Origin of the sequence: Gordonia liuliyuniae, from assembly GCF_021738805.1 — a bacterium.
GTDB lineage: Bacteria > Actinomycetota > Actinomycetes > Mycobacteriales > Mycobacteriaceae > Gordonia > Gordonia liuliyuniae.
This window is the reverse complement of sequence record NZ_JAKKOR010000009.1, coordinates 268,737-292,861: the sequence shown is the minus strand read 5'-3', so window position 1 is coordinate 292,861 and position 24,125 is coordinate 268,737. Positions and strand designations below refer to the sequence as shown.

Genomic DNA, 24,125 nt, shown 5'->3' with positions numbered 1-24,125 from the left:
CGCAAAGTGAGGCGAAGCAACGCGTCGCACAGACATGGCGAATACCGTTGGCGGCATGTTGTCGAGTTCAGACTTGTCGAGCCTGTCCGCTGCCCTCGCTCCCGGAATGGTGGTGACCGACCCCGACATCCTCGGGGCATACCGGTACGACAGAGCCAACGACCCCGACGCGGGCACCCCGCTCGCGCTGGTCCGGCCCGTCACCACCGAAGACGTCCAGACCACGGTCCGCTGGTGCGCCGAACACCGGGTGCCGATGATCACGCGCGGCGCAGGGACGAGCCTGTCGGGCGGGTCGACGGCGGTCGACGGCGCCGTGACGATCTCGACCGAGAAGATGCGGAACCTGACGATCGACACCGCGACGCGCACCGCAGTCTCGCAACCGGGCATGTTGAACGCCGAGGTCAAAGCCGCGGCTGCAGCGGAAGGCCTCTGGTATCCGCCGGACCCGTCGTCGTTCGAGATCTGCTCGATCGGCGGAAACGTCGCCACAAACGCGGGCGGGCTGTGCTGCGTGAAGTACGGCGTCACCACCGACTACGTCCTCGGCCTGCAAGTGGTCTTGGCAGACGGTCGCGCCGTCCGGCTCGGCGGTAAGCAACTCAAAGACTCGGCCGGGCTGCCGTTGACGAAACTGTTCGTCGGCAGCGAAGGTCTGCTCGGCGTCGTCACCGAAGTGACACTGCGTCTGCTGCCTCCACAGGCGTCGGCGTGCACCGTCGTCGGCTCGTTCGCAAGCGTCCACGCCGCATCAGAGGCCGTCCTCGCCGTGACCTCGCAGATCCGGCCCGCGATGCTCGAATTCATGGACTCCGTCTCGATCAACGCGGTCGAAGACATGCTCAAGATGGGGCTCGACCGGCACGCGGGCGCGATGCTCGTCGCACAGTCGGACGCGCCGGGACCTGCCGGGACCGCCGAGGTGGAACTCATCGAACGGGCCTTTTCCGCCTGCGGTGCGGGTGAAGTCTTCTCGACGTCCGATCCCGTCGAGTCCGAAGCGTTCACCCAGGCGCGCCGCATGGCCATTCCCGCCGTCGAACGGCTCGGTGCGCTCCTGCTCGAGGACGTCGGAGTGCCGCTCCCGTCACTGCCCGCTCTCATCGACGGAGTCGAGGCGATAGCCGCGGACAACCGTGTGGTGATCTCGGTGATCGCACACGCGGGCGACGGCAACACGCATCCGCTGATCGTCCACGATCCGACCGACGACGACGAGACCGCTCGTGCCAACACCGCGTTCGGCCAGATCATGAGCTTGGCGATCTCGTTGGGCGGCACCATAACCGGCGAACACGGTGTGGGGAGACTGAAGAAGGGCTACCTGCGCGACCAAGTCGGCGACGACGTCATAGAGCTCACCACCGTGCTCAAAGCCGCTCTCGACCCCGACGGGCTGCTGAACCCGGGCGTGCTGCTGTAGAGGTCAGCTGATCCGGTCGAGGATGATCGCCGCGAGGTCGGCGGGCCGCTGGTCGGGCAGCCAGTGGGACGCGCCGTCGATGATCTCGAGGCGAAAGTCGCCGGTCACGTACTCGTGCGCGAGTTCGGCGCCGCGGCGGGCGAGCGCCGAGTCGCCGGAACTCCACACGTGGGTGGTCGGCGCCGACACCGTGCGCGTGAGGCCGGTAGGCCCGTCGAGCAGCATGGCCCGGTACCAGTTGAGACCGCCCGTCAACGCCCCAGCCGTCAACTTTGGGTCGTCGATGATCTCGCGTTGGACGACGGCGACCTCGTCGAGCGACATGCCGGTCCGTCGCAGGGCCGTCGGCAGCACCGACCGAATTCGAGTGATCACGAGTTCCGGGAGCCACGGGACCTGGAAGAAGTACATGTACCAGGACATGAGTGCCTGGCGGCTCCGTGTCATCGACCGGAGGAACGCGCCGGGATGCGGCACGGACACCGAGGTCAGCGACCGCACCAGATCGGGGCGGTTCATGGCGAGCGACCAGGCGACGAGTGCACCCCAGTCGTGGCCGACGACATGGACGGGGCCACGACCGGTCTGCTCGATCAACGCCACGATGTCCGCGGTCAACTCGCTCGTGCGGTAATGCCACCGTCCACGCGGCCGCGCCCCCGGAGAGTAGCCGCGCTGTGTGGGGGCGATCGTGCGAAACCCTTGCGCCGTCAACAGTTCCGAGACCTGCGACCAGGACGACGCGGTCTGCGGGAAACCGTGCAGGAGGATGACCGGTTCGCCGTCGGCGGGCCCGGAGTCGGTGACGTCGAACGTGAGGCCGTTGCGCGTGAAGGTGTCCATGATGGTTCCGAGTCTGCCAGATCCGAGCATCCGGGTGAGCCTTCCCACAGCCCGCCGTCCGGGTTCGAGACCACGCGCGCACGACGGGTAACTTATGGCTTCACGACGCGCCGCGACTCCCGGCGGCGCGAGTAGCAAAAGGTGTGGTGAACAAGCGCGCATGACCGGTTCGGCGGCCCTTCAGGACAACGAATTCGAGAACTGTATTCGCGATCGATACGCCGACGTGGAGCTCGTCGTCGAAACCGATCCGACGGTCGACGAGATCGGACGCGTGCACTCCCAGCTCGGGAAGTTGATGTCGCAGATGCCCGCGGGCGCGCACTTCGCGCTCATCACCGGGTATCCGGCGCTCATCGCGACCGCACTCGTCGGCCACGCCGCACTCCGTGACGGTTCGACCGACTTCTGGGACGGATTCGCCGCCTGCCTCGGGGTCGACCGAGACCCGTCGTTCGAAGCCGCGCTCACCGGTTTCGCGGGCGACATGTTTCGTGCCGCCGGGCTGCGCGATATCGAAGCGCTTCGCGACCGCGACCCGGTGTGGCTGCTCGAACTGCACGCAGGCATCCCGGCCCATGCACTCGGCGCTCTCGTCGACGTCATCGAACAGCATGTGGCGGCCGGGCGTGCGCCACAGGGCACGGTGGTGCTCGACCACCTGACCGAACCCGGTTTCGGTCACCGCCGCAGGCAGCTGCCCGCCGAGTTCCGCGCGCTTCTCGACCATGCGCCCGACACGGCCGTCACATTCCTCGCGAGGATCTGCGCGGTGCTCGTCGCGAGTGTCGCCGAACCCGAGACCTGGGCCGCGTCCGAGTTGACCGCCGCCACCGTCGACCTGCCGCCGACGATCCTCGCGACATTGCGAGACCGGTTGGCGCGCAAGCCGTTCCTCGACGGCGATCCCGACGCGGCCGCGCTGTGCGTCGCTCGGTTTCCCGAACTGCGCTACGACGCGGCCGAAGGCACGCTCGACGTCGTCGTACCGCCCGGAGCGGAGCCGACGACGTGGCGAGCGTGGACCGGCGACGCCCCCGAACAGGTTCGAGTCGGAACCGACGAGGCCGCAGTGGTCCCGGTGACGTCCGCACTGCGCGAATGCGTGCTCGTCAACCTCGACAACGGCGCGAGGCGCGCCATCCCCGTCGTCTTGCCGGGCGACCCGATCGTGCTGTTCGCTCCCGATGGGCGCGTCATGTCACACCACCGCACCCTCCCCGCGGGGGAGGTCGTCGCGCTCGTCCCCAACGACGCCGACTTCGCGGGGACGGGGCGGAAGAAGATAGACGTCACCGACACCCGCAACGGCCCGTGGGACGGATGGCTCCTGCGGACCCTCGACCTCGCCGGACACCGCGAGCTGACCGTGGTCCGCGACGGACGCAGGGGAGCCACCCGGCGGGTACGGCCCACCGAGAGCCCGAGCATCGAACTGCCCGAGCCGCTGCCCGGAGTCACCACACGCGACGGCGACCCCGTATTCGGTGAGCGTCCGCTCGTCGACCTGCCCGCGCATGACGGCGACGCCGTCAAGGAATGGCGGGTCCGGGTACGCCGGGTCGGCGACCTGAACTGGCTCGTCGACTATCCGTGGGCCGCCGAAGACTTCATCACCTCCGCCGATCCGTTCGACGGCGTCGACGCGCCGCTCCTGGGTACCTACGAGATCGTCGTCAGTGACTCCTACGCGTTGGATCTGCGCCGTGTCGCCGTCATCGCCGAAGGGCTCGATGCCGTCAACGAACCCGCCGTGCGGCTGCCCGCCGCCGACGGGCTCGCCGAATCGACCACTGGACTCACCGCCGACCACGGACTCGCCGTCGACGACGCAGAACTGGTCTTCGGTCCGACCGACGTCGAACGGGTCACTCAAGTCTCGGTCGTTGGTGACGCACGGAGATCGGATGCACGGGAATCGGGTTCGCTGGAACTGGTCGTGCGTCCGCCGCACGCGCTGGTGCGGCTCGAACGGGCGGGCGTCCCCTCCGCGTGGCAGACCGCGTTGCCGGAGATCGACCTGGAAGCCACCGATCACCGTCGCCTCGCCGTGTACGTCCCCGGCGGCGTCGACGTCTCCTTCGCTCTCCTCGACGGCGACCTCGACATCGTTCGGGAATGGGAGTCCGACGGACACGCGGGAACTGAGTTCGCCTTGGCGACCAGACAGATCGTCGAAGCCGCGCGACGCCTGGTGCGCGGCACGCTCGTCGCCGTCATCGAAGCCGCGGACGGCAGCACCGACGAGGCCCCGATCGCCACTGTCGTCCGCGACGGGGGTGCCCCGGCCCCGGCCACGACGTCCTCGGCGCCCGCCGCAGACGAGTTGACCGCCGCATGGATGCTCCTCGACACCGAGCAGGCCGCGGACGCGGAGAGCCCCGCGCCGTCGGTCGATGTGCTGACCGCCGACCCGACCGCGTCGCTCGTCGCGCTCGGCGACAGTCCCGTCGCACCGCGCCGGATCCCGGCCCTGCTCATCCGTTCAGGTCTCGCCGAGCAACCGTTCGCGCCGAGTGACCGGGCGAGCGCCTCGCACCCGAACCCGTACGTCGGCTGCACCATCGCGATGTCGGCGATCGTCGACCCGGCCGCATCCGATCGCGACGAGATCCAGTCGTATCTGACCACGCGCGGCGGCGACGAACTGCTCCGCCTGCTCGCAACGGGTCGCATGAGCGACCCGCGGACCGGAGTCCTCGACCGCAACGTGATGGCCGTCGAATCCATGGGGCGCGAGCAAGTCGACATGCTGTTCGAGCACTTCCGTCTGGTGCCGGGGCCGGTCCTCGACCTCGACATGCGCACCAGCGCGACGATCGACGCATTCCACCACCGCATGGAGTGGATGGCCGATCCGATCAGTGTCGAGGCTCCGCGGCATGTGAACACGATGCTGCGCGACGTGCGTCGGTCGTCGCCCGAGATGTACGACCTAATCGCCGCACGTAACGAAGCGCTCGACGGCGTCGACACCGGAGCCAACCCGTGGATGCTCCTGTCGATGCAGTCGATGGCGTTCGCCGCCGTCGCGCGGCTCCAGGCCAACGACTGCCTCAAGAAGGGCGGCCTGACCGACGAGGGGCGAGCTATGTGGGCGGCCCTCGCCGACTACTTCCCCGGAATGGTGTCGGCCGACCTGCTCACGGCGAACGCGGTCGCCGTACGTGCCGCGGCGCTCGCTTCAGCCACGAAGAAGTAGGCGGCAGAAGCAGATCTATCGGCGCAGTGCATCGGCGTCGATCCCGGCTTCGCGGAGCAGCGCCTTCCGCAGACCGGAACCGGTCTCGTAGCCCGCTGTGCGAGCGGCGTGGGTCACCGATGCGCCTTCGCGTAGGCGGCCGATCGCCACGTTCAGGCGCGCGCGGACCCGCCACTGCCGGAACGCGATACCGGTCTCGCTGACGAATATCCGCTGCAGGTGGCGCCCGCTGATCCCATGGCGTGCCGCGATCTGATCCAGCGACTCCGACGAGAACGGGAGTTCGCGGGCCACGGCGGCCGCCACCGGGTGCGTCGGTGCGGGCAGTGAGAACCACGGCCCGCGGAGCCGGGTCAGGACGTCGTCGAGTGCGGCGCGGAACACCTGCACCTCGGTGTCCGTCGTCGGCGCTGCCCCGAGGATCGCGGTCATCACGGCGGTGACTGCCGGAATCGAGCCCAGGCGATGCACGGGTTCGGGTGGGAGCGTCGACGGGGACAGGATCGGACCGAGGACGAGGCTTCCGGGGGAGTAGCGCGCCGAGTGCGGCACGTTCGGCGCCAGCCAGACTGACTCGTGCACGCCGAGTATCACCTGTTCACCGTCGATCGCCAGGCGCGCCGATCCCGCTCCGACGTAAACGAGATGGGGTTCGCTGTGCGTGTGGGTGTCGTGGCCGAGGAACCGAATCGAGTTCTCGGGCACGATCGTCGCGAGGCGCCCGGGCACCTGGTCCATGCGATCCCTTCCTCCAGCAGTGGGCTGCGCCGGCATCGTGTCGGGTTGGTTCGCGATTGGTGTCAGGTACGGACCGAAGAGACACGAATATACGATTAGCTTAGTCTAGCCTAATAGGCTTCGCCTGACAGACAACGAGAAGTAGGTTCACATGCGTTCCCTTCGTTCCTCCGGAGCCGCGATGATCGCGCTCCTGACGGTCCTCGTCCTCGCCGTCGCCGGATGTTCGTCGGCTGACGACTCCGCCGAATCTGACGGCGGTGAACGGGTGGTGCCGACCATCAACGGTGACGTGGCGATCCCCGCGGACCCACAACGAGTCGTGGTGTTGAACTACGCTCTCGCCGGATATCTGTTCGACCTCGATGTCCCCGTCGTCGCCACCACGACCGAGTCGACCGACGAGAAGGGCGAGTTCGCCGAGCAGTGGGCCGACGACGCGAAGGAGCAGGGCACGGTCCTCCTCCCGTGGAGCGTCGACGGCTTCGACATGGAAGCGATTCTCGAGCAGGACCCCGACCTGATCGTCGCGGGTGGCATCGGCTTCCCGTTCAAACACGCGACCACCGCGTACGACGAACTGAGCAAGATCGCGCCGACCGTCGTCGTCGGTGACGACCTCACCGAATGGCAGTCCCAGTACGAGTTCATCGCCGACCGAGTCGTCGGCAAGCCCGAGGTCTACCAGGACGCAGTCGCTGAGTACGATGCCCGCATCGGTGAGGTCAAGAACAACATCACCGTGCCTGACGGCGATTCGGTGTTCCTGTCGATGCTCGCTGACGGTCGCGCCTACGTGCTCATCGAAGACCGGGGACTGCCCAAAGAGTTCGCCAAGGTCGGATTCCGTCCCGCGCCGCTGTTCGCGACCGGAAAGTACCAGCCGTACACCAAGGACGGCGACAGCTTCGAGTTGTCGACCGAGCAGGTCGGGCAGGTGCTGACGCAGCCGACCCTTTTCGCCGCGGGATTCAACGCCGACGTCACGTCGATCGACCAGATGCGTAAACAGCCGATCTGGGCGGCGCTCCCGTCGTTCCAGAAGAACCAGGCATACGATCTGCCGTACTGGACGCAGCGCAGCGACTACGACGAAGCGATGAAGACCCTCGACATCATCGAGGCGAAGTTCGGGAAGAAGTAGCCTCATGACCCATCGCCGTATCGTCCCGCTCCCGCTCACCCTGCGGCGCCTCACCGTGTCGAGCACTGAGCGGATCACGCCGCGCATGCAGCGGGTGAGGTTGGGCGGCCCGGAACTTGGGGAGTTCGAGCGGGACGGACTGACGTTGCCCGCGCTCGTCTGCCCGGGCTTCGACGACCACGTCAAACTGATCTTCGCATCGAGCGGCGACGTCGCCGACGTGCTGCCGAAGCAGGTGGAGCAGGGGATCGAATGGCGCGCGTCCGATGCCCTCGAGACTAGGGATTACACGCCCGTGCGACTCGACGTCCACGGTCGTGAACTGGTTTTGGACTTCGTCGTCCACACAGCGGGTACAGGTCAGGAGTCCGGTCCTGCGGCGGGAATCGGCGAGGCGTGGGCTTGCGCGGCGCGACCGGGCGACGAGCTGTGGATCGTCGGCCCCAAGTCGTCGACCGAGAAACCCGACGACGTCGACTGGATCCTCCTGGCCGGAGACGAGACCGCGCAGCCCGCCGTCGAGCGGTTCCTGGCCGAGCGGCCCGTCGACGTGCCCGCGCGCATCGTGCTGGCGATCTGCGACGAGTCGGCCCGACGGGACTTCGACCTCGGGCCCGACGACGAGATCACCTGGGTCCTGGCAGCGGCAGACGATCGCGAGACACTGGCCGCAGCCGTCGCCGACGTTGCTCCGCTCGCGGGCCGGCCGTACGTCTGGGCGGCAGCGGAGAGCCGGGCGCTCCTGCCGATTCGAAAGTTCGCGTCCCGTCGGCTCGGTGCGGCTAAGTCCCACACCGACATCACCGGCTACTGGCACCTGACGGATGTCGAACAGCAGGCCGCGTCCGACGACCAGCCGCAGAATGCCCCCACGTTGCCGCTGGTCACATCACCGGTCACCTGGTTCGCGGTGCGCGCGGCCCTGCGATCGGGACTGTTGGAAGTCGTAGACATCGACCACCCGCTCCGGTTGAGCCTCGTCGAGGAAGCGCCGCTCGTTGACGTGCTGCTCGCGTGCGACGTCCTCGTCGACCGCGACGGTGCACTGTGGTTGACCGACACCGGAGAGATGCTGCTCGTCGACGAGCATGTCGCCGAGGATTTCGACGGGGTGGCCGCCGATCAGGTGTTGGCGCTGGTCGACCTCGCTGATGCGCTCGACACGGGACGCCCAGCGTGGCAGGTGCGGACCGGACAGACGTTCGCCGAAGCCGCCGTCGCACACGACGACGTCAGAGACGAGCTGGTGGATCGCAGCGCTGGCCGCGTCTACCTTCTGCCGGCCATCACCACGCTGCCCGTATTCAGCCGAGAACGGATCGGCTTCTGCGGGCCCGGCGCAGGCGTCGTAGCCGAGGGCGTCGGCCGCACTGTCGAGCCGCTCAGCGGGACGTACGACGCCGTCGTGGGCGCCGACGCGCTCGCGAGCCGCACCGACCACGAGGTCGTGGCGTTCCTTCGCGACCTGCGGGGCGCGACCGACGAGGCGGTGCTCATCGAGTCGACGTCGCCGGACGGTCTCGGCGGTGATCCGACCGAGCACGCACTCGTCCATCTCGCGACGGTCGGGTGCGCGCCGCGTGACGGCTCTCGCGTCGCGGACCTGGCGGCTGCGGCTGACTGGGTGGTGACCGACACTGTGTCCGTCGGGTGGGGGACCACTGCCACCACGCTGCGGAGGGACCCGAAGGTCTCGTGAGAGCCCGGCGATTCGCTGCGTTGGCTGCGGCGCTCGTCGTCCTCGCGGGATTGTGCGCTCTCAGCCTCGCGATCGGGTCGGCGCAGCTGCCGCTGTCGACGGTGTGGGACGCGTTGCGCGGAGCGGACGGGACGGGCTCAGACGGTGGGATCGATCACATCACCGTCGTCGATGTCCGGGTGCCCCGCACGCTCATCGCGATCATGGTCGGCGCGGGCCTCGGTGTCGCCGGCGCCCTCATGCAGGCGATCACGCGGAATCCACTCGCCGACCCCGGCATCCTCGGCGTCAACGCCGGCGCCGGGCTGGCGGTCGCCGTCGGTGTCGCGTACCTGGGGTTGACCGAGGTCGGACAGTTCATCTGGCTCGCCCTGATCGGAGCGGTCGTCGCCGCGCTCCTGGTGGCCGCGGTGTCCGCGCGAGGGGCAGGCGGGGCCACCCCGCTCCGGTTAACCCTCGTCGGTGTCGCGGTCACCGCGGTGTTCAACGGGATGAGTCAGAGCCTGTCGCTGGTGAACCCCGCACGCTTCGAACACGTCCGCTTCTGGGGGGTCGGAACCATCGCGGATCGGCCGACGGGGACGGTCGCGTTCATCGCGCCGTTCATCGTCGTCGGCTTGGTTCTGGCGATCGCGGGCGCGCGATCGTTGAACGCGCTCGCACTCGGTGACGACGTCGCCCGATCGATCGGAGCACGCGTGCACGCCACGAGGATCGCCGGACTCGTGTCCCTGGTTCTGCTGTGCGGTGCGGCGACAGCGGCAGCAGGCCCGATCGCCTTCGTCGGGCTCATGGTGCCCCACGCGGTCCGCCTCGTCGCAGGCGCCGATCAGCGGTGGGTGATCGTGTTCTCCGCAGTGGTCGGTCCGTCGCTCCTGCTCGCCGCGGACATCATTGGCAGGCTGGTGGTGTGGCCGGCTGAACTGCAGGTCGGCGTGGTGATGCCGGTGATCGGCGCACCGATCCTGATCTGGTTGGTACGTCGGAGGGCGAAGCTGTGACGGCTCGGACAGCGGTGCGCTCACGGATATGGACCGTCAATCTCCTGGCCATCGTCGTGATCGTCGTCTGCATCGCCGTGTCGTTGATGGTTGGCCGGTCGGGCCTGACGATCGCGGACATCGTCGAGCTGCTGACCGGGCGCGGAAGTGCACGTGATCGACTCGTCTTCGAATGGCGCGCGCCGCGTGCGTTGGCGGCTCCAGTGTTCGGCGCGTGCCTCGGCGTCAGCGGCATGATCTTCCAGTCCCTCACCCGGAACGCGCTGGGCAGTCCGGATGTCATCGGACTCAACTCGGGCGCGTACACCGGCGTCATCATCGTCCTCATGGTCGGTGGTTCGGGGTTCGGTGAAGTCGCGGTCGGCGCGGTCGTCGGCAGCATCGTCGCTGCCTTCGCGGTGTTCGTGTTCGCCTACCGTGGCGGTCTCGCCGGCTTCCGGCTGATCATTGTCGGCATCGCCGTCAGCGCGGTGCTCTCGTCGTTCAACCAGTGGTTCGCGGTTCGCGCCGATCTGGACGAGTCGATGCGTGCCGCGATCTGGGGCGCGGGCAGCCTCAACGGGATGACGTGGGCCCCGCTGGTCGCCGTCACCTGCATTGCGCTCGTCATGGCGTGCGTTCTCGGGCCGCTGTCGCACGTGATGCGAGCGTTCGAACTCGGGGAGGAGACGGCCGCGTCGCTCGGCGTCCGAGTGGAGCGGGCCAAGCTCGTGATGGTTCTCGTCGGTGTCGTGTTCACCGCGATAGTGACCGCGGTCGCCGGACCGATCGCGTTCGTCTCGCTGGCAGCTCCGCAGATCGCGAAGCGCTTGGTGCGCAGCCCGTCGTTGAGCGTGACCGGGTCGGCCTTGGTCGGCGCGGCCGTCCTGGCTGTCGGCGACCTGACCGCGCAACACCTGCTCGGCGACGTGTCGCCGCCGGTCGGCGCCGTGACGGTGACCCTGGGCGGTCTCTACCTCATCAGGCTCCTGCTGAAGGAGTAGCGACACCGAGCAGCGGCTGTTCGTCCGGGACGAGTGCGTAACCACGGTCCCACGGCAGGCGGCCGTCACGATCGGGCCAGACCAACTGCACGGCCTGGAACGACTGGCCGAACAGCAGCGACGTCACGCGCATAGGCGATGCGTCGATCACGTCGATCGCGGTCAATCGATAGCCGTTCGTGAATCGCAGGCCGTCGATCGTCGTGCCCGCGCCGAACGCGGCGTCAACACCACACGCGCGGCTGCCTCATTGAGCACCGGGCCCGCGTGTTCGGGATCGACGCCGGTGACGACGAGTTCGGGACGGCCGAGCTCGGTGAGTCCCGAGGTGTAGGCGACGGGTGCGGACGACTCGTCGCCGTACACGCCGGTCACCGCCCACGAACCGGAGGCGATCAGCGACAGCGCATGACCGATCAGATCGTCGGACCCGCCGCAGCGGGGGTCGAATTCACACATGGTCAACTCCTTCATCCGGTCATGTGTTCGTTCATGTGTTCGATCTTGAGAGGAACTATAGGGGGCGGGTCCGACAGAACTGTGTCGCCAGGGGGACGCCCGACGCCAATGGCTACAGTGGTGGCGTGCCAGGACGTATTCCAGATAGCGACATCACGGCGATCCGTGAACAGACGCGTATCGAGGACGTCATCGGCGACTACGTCGCTCTGCGTAACGCGGGCGCCGACAGCATGAAGGGTCTGTGCCCCTTCCACGACGAGAAGAGTCCGTCGTTCCACGTGCGTCCCAATCACGGGCACTTCCACTGTTTCGGGTGCGGCGAGGGCGGGGACGTCTACTCGTTCCTGCAGAAGCAGGAGCACGTCGGTTTCGTCGAAGCCGTCGAACAGCTCGCCGACCGGATCGGGTACCGCATCAATTACGAGGGTGGCGGGACGGCGATCAACCGCGACCGCGGCACCCGCGCCCGGCTCGTCGCGGTGAACGCGGCCGCACAGAGGTACTACGCGGAACAACTCCGCACCCCCGACGCCCAGGTCGCCCGAGACTTTCTCGCCGGACGCGGATTCGATGAGGCGAGCGCGCAGACCTTCGGCTGCGGGTACGCTCCGGCCGGCTGGGACACCATGACCCGTGCGCTGCAGTCGCAGGGATTCACGTTCGCCGAACTGGAGGCCGCAGGCCTGGCGAAAATGGGGCGCAAAGGCCCCATCGACCGGTTCCACCGTCGACTCCTGTGGCCTATCCGCAACCTGGGGGGCGACGTCATTGGCTTCGGCGCCCGCAAGTTGTTCGACGACGATCAGCTCGGCAAGTACATGAACACGCCGGAGACCATGCTGTACAAGAAGTCGCAGGTGCTCTTCGGGCTGGACCTCGCGAAGAAGTCCATCGCGAAGGGCCATCAGGTGGTCGTCGTCGAGGGATACACCGATGTCATGGCGATGCAGGCGGCAGGCGTGCATACCGCCGTCGCCTCGTGCGGCACCGCGTTCGGCGAGGACCACCTCGCGTTGATTCGCCGCCTGATGATGGACGACTCGTACTTCCGCGGCGAGGTGATCTACACCTTCGACGGAGACGAGGCGGGGCAGGCGGCCGCGCTCAAGGCGTTCGAAGGCGAACAGTCGATCGCGGGTCAGACGTTCGTCGCCGTCGCTCCCGACGGCATGGACCCGTGCGATTTGCGGCAGCGGTCGGGCGACGCCGCCGTCCGGGACCTCATCGCACGGCGCATCCCGATGTTCGAGTTCGCGATCAAGGCGCTGCTGCGCAAGCACGACCTCGACACAGCCGAGGGGAGAGTCGCCGCGCTGCGCGACACCGTCCCGGTGGTGTCCCGGATCCGCGACGTCGCACTCCGTGACGAGTACGCCCGCCAACTCGCCGGCTGGGTCGGTTGGGACGACGTCGGCCAGGTGCTCTCTCGCGTGCGTGGAATGGCCAAATCCGGTCGCGGCAGCCAGAGCGGACGCGGCGGCCGTGGTCGGGTGCGCCCCGAGGCGATGTCGCCGCCGCCCACCGCGCGACCGCTGCCCAACGATCCGCGCCTGTGGGCCCAGCGCGAAGCACTCAAAGCGGCACTGCAGTACCCGTCAATCGCGGGCACCGTCTTCGACTCCCTGCCCGGCGAGTGCTTCTCGGATCCGGCGTACCTGCGGCTGCGTCGGGCGGTCGCCGCCGCAGGCGGCGCCGCGAGCGGACTCAGCGGTCCCACTTGGGTCGATGCGGTGATCCAGGCGGTCGACGATCAGGCGTTCACACCGCTCGTCACGGAGCTGGCGGTGGAGCCGATGCCGGTGGAGGAGGATAAGATCCCGCGGTACATCTCGAGCGTCCTCGCACGCTCGCAGGAGGTGTGGATCGGATCGCAGATCGCCGACATCAAGTCCAAGCTGCGTCGCATGTCCCCGGGGGGCGATGCGGACGGATACAACGCGCTGTTCGGGGACCTCGTCGCACTAGAGGCGTACCGGCGGAGCCTGCTCGAGCAGACGTTCGAGGCCGGTGCCTAGTATTCGGGCAAAGCCCCCCGATTCGGAGAGGTCTTTCACGCGCCGACGGCACGGGAATTAACGTGTAACACCGTGTTTCGTTCAGCGCCGGCGACCTCGGCGCGGACGTGAAGTGCAACCCGTTGGGAGAAGAACTTGTCTGCACCTACTAAGGCGCGGTCGACTGCGCGCGAGCTGACCGGCCGCGCCGTCGTCCTCGGTGGACTCATCACACTGGTGTTCACCGCCGCCAACGTCTATCTCGGCTTGAAGGTCGGGCTGACGTTCGCCACCGCGATCCCCGCCGCCGTCATCTCGATGTCAGTGCTCCGGTACTTCCGTGATCATTCGATCGTCGAGAACAACATCGTCCAGACGATCGCTTCCGCTGCGGGCACCCTGTCGGCGATCGTGTTCGTGCTGCCCGGTCTCATCATGATCGGCTGGTGGAGCGGGTTCCCGTACTGGACGACCGTCGCGGTCTGTGCGATAGGCGGCATTCTCGGCGTCATGTACTCGATCCCCGTGCGGCGCGCGCTCGTCACCGGATCGGATCTGCCGTACCCCGAAGGCGTCGCCGCCGCGGAAGTCCTCAAAGTCGGTGAAGCGGCAACCGATCACGAATCGGGCAGCGACACGAACGGGGTCGACCAGAACCGCGGCGGCATGCGGGCGATCGTGGTCGGTTCGCTCGGCGCGGCGATTTTCTCCCTGCTGGGATCGTTGAAGCTGCTCGCGACCGAAGCGTCCGTCGCGTTCAAGGTGGGATCGGGCGCAACCATGCTCAGCGGCAGCCTGTCGCTCGCGCTCATCGGCGTCGGCCACCTCGTCGGCGTCGCCGTCGGCATCGCGATGCTCGTCGGCCTGGTGATCTCGTTCTTCGTCATGCTGCCGATCCGCACGTGGGGTGTGGGGCAGGGCGACGAGTCGCTACTCGACTTCGTCGACAGCGTCTTCTCCAACGAAGTCCGGATGGTCGGCGCGGGCGCGATCGCCGTTGCCGCGATCTGGACGCTCGCCACAGTCATCGGTCCCATCCTCAAGGGCATCATCGCCGCCATGGCCAGTTCCAAGGCCCGCAGAGGCGGCACCGAAGTCGACATCACCGAACGCGACATCCCGATCCAGTGGGTCGGTCTGACCGTGGTCGTCGCGATGATCCCGATCGGTTGGCTGTTGTGGGACTTCGCCGCCGACTCGCACATCTCCGACTCACTCGGCGGCATCGTCGCCGTCAGCATCGCCTTCGTCCTGCTCATCGGTCTCGTCGTCGCCGCCGTCTGCGGCTACATGGCCGGTCTGATCGGTTCGTCGAACAGCCCGATCTCCGGCGTCGGCATCCTCGTCGTCCTGTGCGCGGCGCTGTTGATCAAGGTGACGCACGGGTCGACGAGCGACCCGTCGGAGATCGAGGCGCTGGTGGCCTACACGCTGTTCACCGCGTCCGTCGTGTTCGGAGTCGCGACCATCTCGAACGACAACCTGCAGGATCTCAAGACCGGACAGCTCGTCGGCGCCACCCCGTGGAAGCAGCAGGTGGCGCTGATCGTCGGGGTGCTCTTCGGTGCGGCGATCATTCCGCCGATTTTGAGCCTGATGAACAACGCGTTCGGGTTCGTCGGCAGCACCAACGCCAACGGCGCCGACGGCACACTGTCCGCGCCGCAAGCGAACCTGATGTCGACGCTCGCCAAGGGCGTGTTCGGCGGTGACCTCAACTGGGCGCTCGTCGGGCTCGGCGCGCTCATCGGCGTCGGCGTGATCATCGTCGACGAAGTGCTCAAACGCAGCACGTCGACTCTGCGCCTGCCGCCGCTGGCCGTCGGCATGGGCATGTACCTGCCGATGGCGTTGACGCTGGTGATCCCGATCGGCGCCTTCATCGGGCGCTACTACGACAAGTGGGCCGACCGGGACGCTGTCGACGGGACACGGAAGAAGCGGCTCGGCGTGCTCCTCGCGACTGGGCTAATCGTCGGCGAGAGCATCTACGGTGTGATCTTCGCCGGCGTCGTCGCGGCGACCGGTGACGACGCACCGATGTCGGTGCTCGGCGACGGCTACGGCGATTCGGCGCAGCTGGTCGGCATCGTCGTCTTCGTTCTGCTCGTCGGGGGTCTGTACCGGTACACGCAGAAGCGGGCCCAGCGCGACTTCGCGGAGATGTCCCGGTAATGTGGGACCGCCCCGTTAGCCAAGTTGGTTAAGGCCCCGCTCTCATAAAGCGGTCATTCGTCGGTTCGAGCCCGACACGGGGCACGTGAGAGATCCGTTGGCCGCGCCCGACCTGCGCCGGTCGTCGGTCGCGTTCGACGTCGTGGTCGCAGGGCTCGTCGGATTCGTCGTGGCGATGTCCGACGCGGGCACGGGTCCGCAGACCTACATCGCGGGTGGACTCATCACGGTCGCGCTCGCTGTCCGGCGTGTCGCGCCCAGCGCGATGATGACCGCCGCGGTCGCGTCCGCGGTGGTGCAGGTCGCCATGCTCCAGGTCACCGCGCTGTCGGTGATGTACGCGCCGATGTTCTTCACCGCGGGCGGGCATCCCGATCGGCGCGTCCGGCGAGGCTCGTTCGGTGTCGCGGTCGTCGGATCGATCGTCGCCGGAGGGATTCTCCCGCACGCGTACGGCGACTTCGCGCTCGGCGACGGCGACACCGTGTGGGGGACGGCCTTCGGGATCGTCGGCAGTGCAGTCTTCGTCGTCGGCGGGTGGACGGCGGGCTTCGTCGGATATCAGCGCCGCAGTGTGGCTGCGGCCGAGGTGAGCGAGACGATCGCCGAACTGGAACGGCGACGAATGCTCGATCTGTACGACGAGCAGTCCGAGCGGTCGCGGTTGGCGCGCGACATGCACGACGTGGTCGCGCATTCGCTCGCCGTCGTCATCGCGCAGGCCGAGGGCGCCAAATACACGCTCGCGGCCAACCCCGACGCGGCGCGAGACGCTCTGGGAGTCATCGCCGACACTGCGCGGGACGCACTCGCCGACGTGCGCACCGTCCTCGAGGAACTGCGCAGCACCGAGACGGTCGGTGAAGTCAGCCGCGCCGACCGCGACCAGCTGTTCGCGCGGATGCGGGCCGCCGGGATGACGATCGAGGCCACTGAGACGGGATCGGCCGACGACACCGACGCGGCGACCGTCCACGTCGCCCACGCGGTCCTCACCGAATCGCTGACCAACGCACTCAAATACGGCGATCTCGCACGGCCGGTCCGGGTCGCGCACGACTGGACCGACGGCTGTCGGCTCACCGTCGGCAACACGGTGGCCGCCGACCCGCTGGCCCCGGGCGGCGCGCGGCACGGCATCATCGGGATGACCGAGCGCGCCGCCCACGTCGGCGGCAGCCTGTCGAGCACTCGAACCGACGACGGCTGGCTCGTCGTCCTGACCATCCCCGCCTCGGAAGGACCCACACGATGATCCGTGTCGCCCTCGTCGACGACCAACCGTTGTTCCGCGGCGGCATCGCGATGATCCTGGAGAGCCAACCCGACATCGAGGTGGTCGCACAGGAGTCGTCTGCGCTCGCGGTGACGACGATGGTCGAGGCCGCGCGGCCCGACGTGATCCTGATGGACGTGCGGATGCCCGGTGTCGACGGCATCACCGCCACGTCAGCGCTGGTCCGAGAACTGGGTGAGGCCGCTCCACGCGTCCTCGTCCTCACGACGTTCGACGTCGACGAGGCCGCCGCGTCGGCGATCGAGGCGGGCGCCAGCGGGTTCGTCTTGAAGGACGCGCAGCCCGACTTCCTGCTCGCGGCCGTCCGGGCCGTCGCCGACGGAAGCCAGGTCGTCGCCGCGTCCGCCACCCGCCAACTGTTCGAACGGCATCGCACGCGCCGCGCCACCGATCCCGGGCCCGAGTACGAGGGGTTGACGCCGAGGGAACGCGAGATCCTCGTACGCGCCGCCCGAGGTCTGTCGAACGCCGAGATCGCGGCGGCCGAGTGGCTGTCCGAAGCGACCGTCAAGACTCACATCTCGCGGATCCTCGCCAAGCTGCGGCTCCGTGACCGCGTACAACTCGTGGTGTACGCGTACGAGCACGACCTGGTGTGAACCGCCTCCGGCGTACATCGTGAGATGGAACCGCCTCCGGCGTACATCGTGAGATGTACGCCGGACCAGCCATCCGGCGGATGTTTTCGTGCAGGTCAGCGTCATATCGTTGGCCTCATGAACACCATCGAACGCACCGCCGCGGTCACGCTCCGCAACGTGTCCCGCACATACGGCGACCCGGCCAACCCGATCCATGCGCTCCGCGACGTGAGCGTCGACATCAACCGGCGCGAGTTCACCGCCGTCATGGGCCCGTCCGGATCCGGCAAGTCGACGCTCATGAACGTGATGGCCGGCCTCGACGAGGCGTCGGCCGGTCAGATCTGGTTGGGCGCCAACCCGATCGTCGGGCTCGGGGACACCGCGCGGACCATTCTGCGCCGCACCATGATCGGATTCGTCTTCCAGTCGTTCAACCTCGTGCCGACCTTGACCGCGGACGAGAACATCCGGCTGCCGTTCATCCTCGCGGGCCATCGGCCGACCGCCGAGCAGGAGTCGTGGATCACCCACCTGGTGACCTCCCTCGGCCTACGCGACCGGCTCGGTCATCTCCCGTCCGAACTGTCCGGCGGACAGCAGCAGCGCGTCGCCATCGTGCGTGCCCTCGCCGGACGTCCGACGATCATCCTGGCCGACGAGCCGACCGGGGCCCTCGACACCCGGACGAGCCGCGAAGTCCTCACCCTCCTGACGACGGCGGCCCGCGAATACGGGCAGGGGATTGCGATGGTCACCCACGACCCCGTCGCCGCGTCGTACGCCGACCGCATCCTGGTACTGGCCGACGGCGCCATCGTCGGCGAGTACCGAGGCCTGGATCCTCGGCAGATCTCCGACCTGCTCATCACTCTGCAGGGGGCGACGGCATGAGGGCGACCAGTGCGCGGCTGACGATCGGCTCGCTCCGTGAGCTGACCGCGATCGGCGTCGTCTGCGGACTCAGCTCCCTGTACGCGACGACGCTGGTGTGCGCGTCCACGATCCTGAGCACCATGGCCAAAACCGAGGGCGGAAGCGTCGGTCTTCTCCTCGACGTGGTGGCGGGCGTATTCATCATGATCGCGTTGTTCGTCGCCGCGGTCGTCATCAGCAACGGTGTCGACACGGTGATCGCGGGACGGCGCACGGAACTCGGACTGCTCCGACTCGTCGGCGCCAGCAGCAGACAGTTGCGCGACTCACTCGTCTCCGCGGTCGGGAAGGTCGCGGTGATCGGCGCGGGAGTCGGCGTCGTCGTGGGCGTCGCCGGTGCGTGGATCGGTCGAGTGCTGCTCGTCCGCCGCGGCACTCTGCCACGCGTGCACTACGACGTCCTGCCGCCCCTCGTCCTACTCGGAGCGCTCGCGGTGGTCGCCACCGCCGTCGCCGCGACATTCATCGGATCGCGGGCAGCGCTGTCGAGCGTGACCGCCGTCCGGTCGACTCGCATCGTCCGGTCGTGGCTGCGCGACCTCGTCGGCGCCGTCCTCATCGCCGGGGGAGCGGTGCTGCTCGTCGGAGCCTGCTATCTCGGCGAGCAGGCGAGCACGGCCGGATTCGTCGTCGCCTTCATCGGGTCGGCCGTCCTCGCCGTCGGGATCATGCTCGGCGCCGGGCGTATCGTGCCTGCCCTCGTCGCCCTCGCCGGGAGGCTGGTCGGCAGTTCACCCGCCGCGGTCATCGCGCGAAAGAACGCGGTCAGCGATCCGCAGCGGACCACCCGGTCGACGATCGGACTGCTCATCGGCGTGACCCTCGTGACGACGATCGCGGGTGGGATGCGGGCGCTCACCGAGTCGGTGCACAGCTGGGAGGGGCTGTCACCCGACGAGGTCCGAGAGGCCGAACAGGTGCTCTCGGTGACGTCGAGTGTATTGATCGCCATGATCGCGATCTCGGCGGTCATCGCCGCGGTCGGATTCGTGTCCACCATGTCGTTGACCGTCATCAGCCGGACCCGCGAGATCGGCATGCTGCGCGCCATGGGGTTCACCAGCAAGCAGATCCGGTCGATGATCACCCTCGAATCGGTGGCGCTCAGCGGCACCGCCGTCGTGGTCGGCCTGCTGCTCGGGATCGTGCTCGGCGCCGTCGGTGCGCAGTCGCTCATCGGCGCGATGACCGACGGCTTCTCGATCGGCTTGCCGGTGCCCGCACTCCTGGCTGTGATCGCGTGCACCGTCGTGCTCGTCGCCGCCGCCTCGCTCCCGCCGAGCCGACGCGCCGTCGGGGTGTCACCCGTCGACGCGTTGGCCGTGGCCTAGCGCGCTCGATCGGCTCGGTGCGCTCGATCAGCTCAGTGCGCTCGATCCTTCGTCGCGCTCGCTGCAGCGGTCCGAACCCGGGTGGAGGACTCGTCACCGTCGACGTGATCGGGCACGTCGAACGGCTCGGGGAGCACCTGTCCTTCGCCGAGGCCTTCGATCTCCGCTTCGCCACGCACCTTGGTCGACAGCGGACGCTCGTCGACGAAGAGCAGGGCGATGAAGGCGACGACGGCCAGCGGCACGAAGAACAGGAAGATCGGCAGCAGTGCGTCGTTGTACGACTCGACGATCGGTACCCGGAGTTGGTCGGGCAGCGAGTCGACCAGTGCAGGGGTCAGACTGTTCTGTCCGCCGCCCGAACTGCTGAGCTTGTCTGCGGAACCGCCGAGGTTCTCCTTCAACAGGTCGACCAGACGGGACGCGAAGATCGAACCGACGATCGCCGAACCCAGCGTCGCACCGACCTGACGGAAGTAGTTGTTCGAGGCGGTCGCGGTGCCGACGAACGCACCGGGGAACTCGTTCTGCACGATCAGGGTGAGGATCTGCATGATGAGGCCCAGTCCGATACCGAAGATCGCCAAGTAGATGCACATCTGCCAGTTGGGCGTCGACGGGTGCATGGTCGAGATGAGCGCGAGCGCGATCCCGATGACGACGGCGCCCGCGAGCGGGTAGAGCTTGTACTTTCCGAAGCGGGAGATCAGTTGGCCCGAGATGACCGAGGTGATCAGCAGACCGCCCATCATCGGCGTCATGTAGAGGCCGGCGACAGTCGCGTCGACGCCCGTCACCATCTGGATGTACGTCGGCATGTAGCCGAGCGCGCCGAACATCGCGATGCCGACCATCAGGGCGGCGATCGTGACGAGGGTGAAGTTGCGGTTGCTGAACAGCTGCATGGGGATCACCGGCATCGCGGCGCGCTTCTCCACGAACACGAAGATGACGGCGAGGACGATGGTCGCGACTCCGAGGCCGATGATCTGCGGGCTCGTCCAGTCGTAGGTGTGGCCGCCCCAGGTGCACATCAGGACCAGTGTCGTAGTCGCTGCGGCGATCAAAGTCATGCCCAGATAGTCGAGCTTCGGGCGCTGTGCGTGGTCGGGCTTGGGCAGACGCATGAACGCGAGCGTCGCGGCGATCGCGAGTGCACCGAGCGGGATGTTCATCCAGAACGCCCAGCGCCAGCCGGGGCCCTCGGTGAGCCATCCGCCCAGGAGCGGCCCGGCGACCGAGGCGACCGCGAAGACGGCGCCCATGAAGCCCATGTAGCGTCCGCGGTCACGCGGGGAGACGACGTCGGCGATCGCGGCCTGCGCCAGGATCATGAGTCCGCCGCCGCCCAGGCCCTGGACGATGCGGCCGACGATCAGCCACACGATGTTGCCGGCCAGTGCGCCGACGATCGAACCGGCCATGAAGACGCTGATCGCGAAGAGCAGCGCGGGTTTGCGGCCGATGAGGTCGCTGATACGACCATAGACGGGCATCACGATCGTCATCGCGAGGATGTAGGCGGTGATCACCCACGTCATCTGGTCGACGCCGTTGAGTTCGCCGACGATGGTGGGCAGTGCCGTCGACAGGACGGTCTGGTTGAGTGCAGCGAGGAGCATCGTGATCATCAAGCCGATGAACAGCAGGATGATGTTCTTCTGTGACATCCCGGTCGGGGTGTCCGAGGCCTGCGGCGGGGTGGCCGCGGATGCGTCAGTCGAGGTCATGAAAGGTCCTTGATGGTAGTGCGGAAGACGTTGATCGCGGTGCCGACGGCCGGTGAGTCCGGGGTGTCGAGCACGTCTGGATCTCGGCTGTACGCGAAGCGCAGGACGGCTGTGGCGAGCAGGAGCAGAGCTAGGGCTCGGTCGGCGTCGGCGCCGTCGTAGCGTTCGGCGAGCGCCTTCGCCAGGAGGTCGTGCGCGATCATCGCGTGATGCTGTGTACGGGCTTTGAGCTCGGGATGCGCCATGATGAGGGCACGTCGCTCGGCCGGTCGGTTGCGGACGTGCCGGCCGCTCGACGCGACCGAGAAGACGATCCGCACCGCACGGTCGAACTGCTCGGGCCCGTCCAGGAGGTGGTCGACGGCGTCGGCCGGGATCGTCGGTTCGCCTGCGCCGAGGACGGCGTCCTCCTTGCTCGCGAAGTAGTTGAAGAACGTTCGGCGGGAGACGCCTGCGCGGTCGGCGATCTCGCTGACCGTCGTCTCGGTGAGGCCGTGCTCCTGTACGAGGTCGATGGCCGCATCATGCAGACGGAGCAGCGTCTCGGCGCGTTGCCGGTCCCGGAGTCCACCATGAGTTTCTTGCACTAGTGCATTATTGCACGAGTGCAATGTTTTTCCGCAAGTGAGTGTGATGGACCAGACGGGCGCGGAATGCAGTGGCGGAGAATTCGGTTGTCACCGACGTGAATCCATCAGCGGACGTCACTGTCCACCGACGCCGCGTCGTCGTCATCGGAGCGGGGCAGGCCGGTCTGTCGGCGGCCTACTTTCTGAAACGTGCCGGCCTGCGTCCGGGCGTCGACCTCGAAGTGCTCGATGCGAACCCGACAGCGGGCGGCGCATGGAGCCATCGGTGGGACGCGTTGACGTTCGACCATGTCAACGGCCTGCACGACCTGCCGGACTCACGGCTCGGTGCGGCCGACCCCGCAGAACCCGCCAGGGACGTGGTCACGCGCTACTACGGGCGTTATGAGCAGGAGAAGGGGCTCGGCGTCCAACGTCCGTGGCGGGTCCGCTCGGTGCGCGCCGTCGACGATCCCGGCGCGCGTTTTCGTGTCGTTGCCGAACGTCCCGACGGTGCGCTCCGTGAGTACGCGGCCGGGGCCGTCGTCTCGGCGACCGGCACATGGGACCAGCCGTACGTGCCGTGGTACCGCGGTCGTTTCGGCGGCCGCCAGCTCACCACTCGGGACTTCACCGCGCCCGGCGACTTCGCCGGCCGACGCGTGCTGGTCGTGGGCGGCGGCATCTCGGCGATCCAGTTCGTGCAGTTGCTCGACGAGCACGGCGTCGACACCCTGTGGTCCACGCGCACACCGCCGCGTTGGCGCGACTGCCCGTTCGACACCGAGGCCGGGCTCGGCGTGGAGAACCGGGTGGCGGCACGGACGCGGGCCGGACTCCGGCCGCGCAGCGTCGTCGCCGAGACCGGGCTGCCCACCAGCCCGTCCGTCCTCGACGCGATCGATCGGGGAGTACTCGTCTCGCGCGGACCGATCCGTGCGCTGACCTCCGACGGCGTCGACTTCGCCGACGGCACGCATGAGGCGGTCGACGTGATCCTGTGGGCCACCGGATTCCGTGCGTCCTTGAGTCACCTTGCGCCGTTGGGTATTCGAGAACGGACCGGCGGCGTGGTCATGGCCGACGACGACGTGAGCGTGGTGAAGGCTCCCGGCGTGTCCCTCGTCGGTTACGGACGCAGTGCGTCGACGCTCGGTGCGACTCGGGCGGGGCGGCGTGCCGCGCGTCGGGCCGTCGACTTCACCGCCGACCTCGGTTGACCGGCGGTTGTCGGGTCAGCCGTCGGTCGAGAGGGCCTCGGTGACGAATGCGTGTACGCGCCGCGACATCTCGTCGACCTGGCCTGCGCGGATCGCGTCGAGGTCGGTGTCCTTGTGGTAGGCGGGCGGCAGTTTCCGCGCGCGCTTCGGGCATGCGAAGTCTTCGCAGATGAGCGCAGCGATGGTGTCGCCGCGCCTTCCGCGCGACCCGGCGCGTCGCGCCGCGTACAGCATCACGTCCTGGACGAGTTCGACGTCGCGGCACCATGAGCACATGGCCCGACGTCGAGGTTTGGCCTCGGACCGATTGAGTAGCAGTGAGACCAGTTCGCCGTCGTGCTCGATGACGAGATACGCGCGGCGCGGGATCTTGCGGTCGCGCCATCCGTAGAACTCGATCTTGTCGAAGTCGACGTCGTCGAACCCTTTGTCGAATGAGATCTTGGCGATCTCGCCTTTAGTGGCGCCGCGGAATGCGGACAGGATCTGCTGCTGGGTGGGAGTACGCATGTCGGAAGTGGCCTTCTGGTGTCAGAGGGGTGATGAGGGTATGCGGTAGCCGCCGATCACACGGATCGGCTGCGGGGCACGGTCATCTGGAAGCGGCGCTGTGCGCGCCGTCAACTCCCTGAATGCGAAGGGACACGAGGACTAGCGTACCTCCGCTCAACGCATCCGCGGTGTTGGGCGACGTCCGCGGCATTCACAGATGCCGCGGACATCAGCGAGTGCCGCGGATGTGCTTGAGGGCGGCCGGTGGAGGCGCGGGTAGAGGCGCGGCGAGGCGGTTCGCT

The 24,125-nt window shown here is 67.9% G+C and carries 20 protein-coding genes and 1 tRNA gene; 14 read left to right on the top strand and 7 right to left on the bottom strand.

The window, feature by feature from the left end; genetic code table 11:
• Positions 1 to 55 precede the first annotated feature (55 nt).
• Positions 56 to 1,426, top strand: coding sequence for an FAD-binding oxidoreductase (locus tag L5G33_RS13180; RefSeq protein ID WP_236998629.1), 1,371 nt, complete (start codon positions 56 to 58; stop codon positions 1,424 to 1,426).
• A 3-nt stretch (positions 1,427 to 1,429) separates the two neighbouring features.
• On the opposite strand, the gene L5G33_RS13175 is transcribed toward L5G33_RS13180, so the two are convergent.
• Entirely contained in the window at positions 1,430 to 2,269 is an 840-nt protein-coding gene (locus L5G33_RS13175) for an alpha/beta fold hydrolase (protein ID WP_236998628.1), read from the bottom strand.
• Between the two features lie 160 nt (positions 2,270 to 2,429).
• On the opposite strand from L5G33_RS13175, the gene L5G33_RS13170 reads away from it, so the two are divergent.
• Positions 2,430 to 5,471, top strand: a complete 3,042-nt coding sequence (locus L5G33_RS13170; RefSeq protein ID WP_236998627.1) for a hypothetical protein — start codon at positions 2,430 to 2,432, stop codon at positions 5,469 to 5,471.
• 15 nt (positions 5,472 to 5,486) lie between these two features.
• Here L5G33_RS13170 and L5G33_RS13165 read toward each other — a convergent pair whose 3' ends face one another.
• Positions 5,487 to 6,209 (bottom strand): AraC family transcriptional regulator, encoded by a 723-nt coding sequence (locus tag L5G33_RS13165; protein ID WP_236998626.1) that lies wholly within the window; start codon positions 6,207 to 6,209, stop codon positions 5,487 to 5,489.
• 151 nt (positions 6,210 to 6,360) lie between these two features.
• Here L5G33_RS13165 and L5G33_RS13160 point away from each other — a divergent pair, with 151 nt between their 5' ends.
• Genes L5G33_RS13160 through L5G33_RS13145 form a run of 4 tightly spaced genes read left to right on the top strand, consistent with a single transcriptional unit; the run spans position 6,361 to position 11,036 of the window.
• Positions 6,361 to 7,353, top strand: coding sequence for an ABC transporter substrate-binding protein (locus L5G33_RS13160; protein WP_236998625.1), 993 nt, complete (start codon positions 6,361 to 6,363; stop codon positions 7,351 to 7,353).
• Positions 7,354 to 7,357: 4 nt separating this feature from the next.
• Positions 7,358 to 9,052, top strand: a complete 1,695-nt coding sequence (locus L5G33_RS13155) for a siderophore-interacting protein (RefSeq protein ID WP_236998624.1) — start codon at positions 7,358 to 7,360, stop codon at positions 9,050 to 9,052.
• Positions 9,049 to 10,053: a FecCD family ABC transporter permease gene (locus tag L5G33_RS13150; RefSeq protein ID WP_236998623.1), complete on the top strand. Its 1,005-nt coding sequence runs from the start codon at positions 9,049 to 9,051 to the stop codon at positions 10,051 to 10,053. The genes L5G33_RS13155 and L5G33_RS13150 overlap by 4 nt, the downstream gene beginning before the upstream one ends.
• Positions 10,050 to 11,036: a FecCD family ABC transporter permease gene (locus L5G33_RS13145; protein ID WP_236998622.1), complete on the top strand. Its 987-nt coding sequence runs from the start codon at positions 10,050 to 10,052 to the stop codon at positions 11,034 to 11,036. The genes L5G33_RS13150 and L5G33_RS13145 overlap by 4 nt, the downstream gene beginning before the upstream one ends.
• On the opposite strand, the gene L5G33_RS19305 is transcribed toward L5G33_RS13145, so the two are convergent.
• Together L5G33_RS19305 and L5G33_RS19300 are read right to left on the bottom strand one after the other, a co-directional pair.
• The gene (locus L5G33_RS19305; protein WP_265742871.1) at positions 11,014 to 11,202 is read right to left on the bottom strand and encodes a DUF4262 domain-containing protein; all 189 of its coding nucleotides are present in this window, start codon (positions 11,200 to 11,202) and stop codon (positions 11,014 to 11,016) included. The genes L5G33_RS13145 and L5G33_RS19305 overlap by 23 nt on opposite strands.
• Positions 11,199 to 11,495 (bottom strand): DUF4262 domain-containing protein, encoded by a 297-nt coding sequence (locus tag L5G33_RS19300; protein ID WP_265742869.1) that lies wholly within the window; start codon positions 11,493 to 11,495, stop codon positions 11,199 to 11,201. The genes L5G33_RS19305 and L5G33_RS19300 overlap by 4 nt, the downstream gene beginning before the upstream one ends.
• A 125-nt stretch (positions 11,496 to 11,620) precedes the next feature.
• On the opposite strand from L5G33_RS19300, the gene dnaG reads away from it, so the two are divergent.
• From dnaG to L5G33_RS13105, 7 genes are all read left to right on the top strand, one after another.
• Positions 11,621 to 13,513: a DNA primase gene (gene dnaG, locus L5G33_RS13135; protein ID WP_236998621.1), complete on the top strand. Its 1,893-nt coding sequence runs from the start codon at positions 11,621 to 11,623 to the stop codon at positions 13,511 to 13,513.
• A 135-nt stretch (positions 13,514 to 13,648) separates the two neighbouring features.
• Complete coding sequence (locus L5G33_RS13130; protein ID WP_236998620.1) at positions 13,649 to 15,667, top strand: OPT family oligopeptide transporter; 2,019 nt, start codon at positions 13,649 to 13,651, stop codon at positions 15,665 to 15,667.
• Between the two features lie 9 nt (positions 15,668 to 15,676).
• Positions 15,677 to 15,751 (top strand) — tRNA-Ile (locus tag L5G33_RS13125).
• A gap of 1 nt (position 15,752) precedes the next feature.
• Complete coding sequence (locus L5G33_RS13120; protein ID WP_236998619.1) at positions 15,753 to 16,922, top strand: sensor histidine kinase; 1,170 nt, start codon at positions 15,753 to 15,755, stop codon at positions 16,920 to 16,922.
• Positions 16,919 to 17,563 carry a response regulator transcription factor gene (locus L5G33_RS13115; RefSeq protein WP_236998618.1) on the top strand — a complete coding sequence of 215 codons (645 nt, stop codon included), beginning with the start codon at positions 16,919 to 16,921 and terminating at the stop codon, positions 17,561 to 17,563. The genes L5G33_RS13120 and L5G33_RS13115 overlap by 4 nt, the downstream gene beginning before the upstream one ends.
• Positions 17,564 to 17,680: 117 nt before the next feature.
• The gene (locus L5G33_RS13110) at positions 17,681 to 18,439 is read left to right on the top strand and encodes an ABC transporter ATP-binding protein (RefSeq protein ID WP_236998617.1); all 759 of its coding nucleotides are present in this window, start codon (positions 17,681 to 17,683) and stop codon (positions 18,437 to 18,439) included.
• Positions 18,436 to 19,812, top strand: a complete 1,377-nt coding sequence (locus L5G33_RS13105; RefSeq protein ID WP_236998616.1) for an ABC transporter permease — start codon at positions 18,436 to 18,438, stop codon at positions 19,810 to 19,812. The genes L5G33_RS13110 and L5G33_RS13105 overlap by 4 nt, the downstream gene beginning before the upstream one ends.
• Before the next feature lie 32 nt (positions 19,813 to 19,844).
• Here the strand turns inward: L5G33_RS13105 and L5G33_RS13100 are convergent, their stop codons facing one another.
• Together L5G33_RS13100 and L5G33_RS13095 are read right to left on the bottom strand one after the other, a co-directional pair.
• Positions 19,845 to 21,542 carry an MDR family MFS transporter gene (locus tag L5G33_RS13100; protein ID WP_236998615.1) on the bottom strand — a complete coding sequence of 566 codons (1,698 nt, stop codon included), beginning with the start codon at positions 21,540 to 21,542 and terminating at the stop codon, positions 19,845 to 19,847.
• Positions 21,539 to 22,129, bottom strand: coding sequence for a TetR/AcrR family transcriptional regulator (locus L5G33_RS13095; protein WP_236998614.1), 591 nt, complete (start codon positions 22,127 to 22,129; stop codon positions 21,539 to 21,541). The genes L5G33_RS13100 and L5G33_RS13095 overlap by 4 nt, the downstream gene beginning before the upstream one ends.
• A gap of 71 nt (positions 22,130 to 22,200) precedes the next feature.
• Between L5G33_RS13095 and L5G33_RS13090 the strand changes: the two genes are divergently transcribed.
• The gene (locus L5G33_RS13090; RefSeq protein ID WP_236998613.1) at positions 22,201 to 23,331 is read left to right on the top strand and encodes a flavin-containing monooxygenase; all 1,131 of its coding nucleotides are present in this window, start codon (positions 22,201 to 22,203) and stop codon (positions 23,329 to 23,331) included.
• Between the two features lie 15 nt (positions 23,332 to 23,346).
• Here the strand turns inward: L5G33_RS13090 and L5G33_RS13085 are convergent, their stop codons facing one another.
• The gene (locus L5G33_RS13085; RefSeq protein WP_236998612.1) at positions 23,347 to 23,841 is read right to left on the bottom strand and encodes an FBP domain-containing protein; all 495 of its coding nucleotides are present in this window, start codon (positions 23,839 to 23,841) and stop codon (positions 23,347 to 23,349) included.
• Positions 23,842 to 24,125: the final 284 nt, after the last annotated feature.

What these genes read in the sequence shown, in the direction of transcription:
- L5G33_RS13180 (WP_236998629.1), top strand. Translation starts at nt 56, where the DNA reads ATGTTGTCGAGTTCAGACTTGTCGAGCCTGTCCGCTGCCCTCGCTCCC.
- L5G33_RS13175 (WP_236998628.1), bottom strand. Translation starts at nt 2,269, where the DNA reads ATGGACACCTTCACGCGCAACGGCCTCACGTTCGACGTCACCGACTCC.
- L5G33_RS13170 (WP_236998627.1), top strand. Translation starts at nt 2,430, where the DNA reads ATGACCGGTTCGGCGGCCCTTCAGGACAACGAATTCGAGAACTGTATT.
- L5G33_RS13165 (WP_236998626.1), bottom strand. Translation starts at nt 6,209, where the DNA reads ATGGACCAGGTGCCCGGGCGCCTCGCGACGATCGTGCCCGAGAACTCG.
- L5G33_RS13160 (WP_236998625.1), top strand. Translation starts at nt 6,361, where the DNA reads ATGCGTTCCCTTCGTTCCTCCGGAGCCGCGATGATCGCGCTCCTGACG.
- L5G33_RS13155 (WP_236998624.1), top strand. Translation starts at nt 7,358, where the DNA reads ATGACCCATCGCCGTATCGTCCCGCTCCCGCTCACCCTGCGGCGCCTC.
- L5G33_RS19300 (WP_265742869.1), bottom strand. Translation starts at nt 11,495, where the DNA reads ATGTGTGAATTCGACCCCCGCTGCGGCGGGTCCGACGATCTGATCGGT.
- L5G33_RS13115 (WP_236998618.1), top strand. Translation starts at nt 16,919, where the DNA reads ATGATCCGTGTCGCCCTCGTCGACGACCAACCGTTGTTCCGCGGCGGC.
- L5G33_RS13110 (WP_236998617.1), top strand. Translation starts at nt 17,681, where the DNA reads ATGAACACCATCGAACGCACCGCCGCGGTCACGCTCCGCAACGTGTCC.
- L5G33_RS13105 (WP_236998616.1), top strand. Translation starts at nt 18,436, where the DNA reads ATGAGGGCGACCAGTGCGCGGCTGACGATCGGCTCGCTCCGTGAGCTG.
- L5G33_RS13100 (WP_236998615.1), bottom strand. Translation starts at nt 21,542, where the DNA reads ATGACCTCGACTGACGCATCCGCGGCCACCCCGCCGCAGGCCTCGGAC.
- L5G33_RS13085 (WP_236998612.1), bottom strand. Translation starts at nt 23,841, where the DNA reads ATGCGTACTCCCACCCAGCAGCAGATCCTGTCCGCATTCCGCGGCGCC.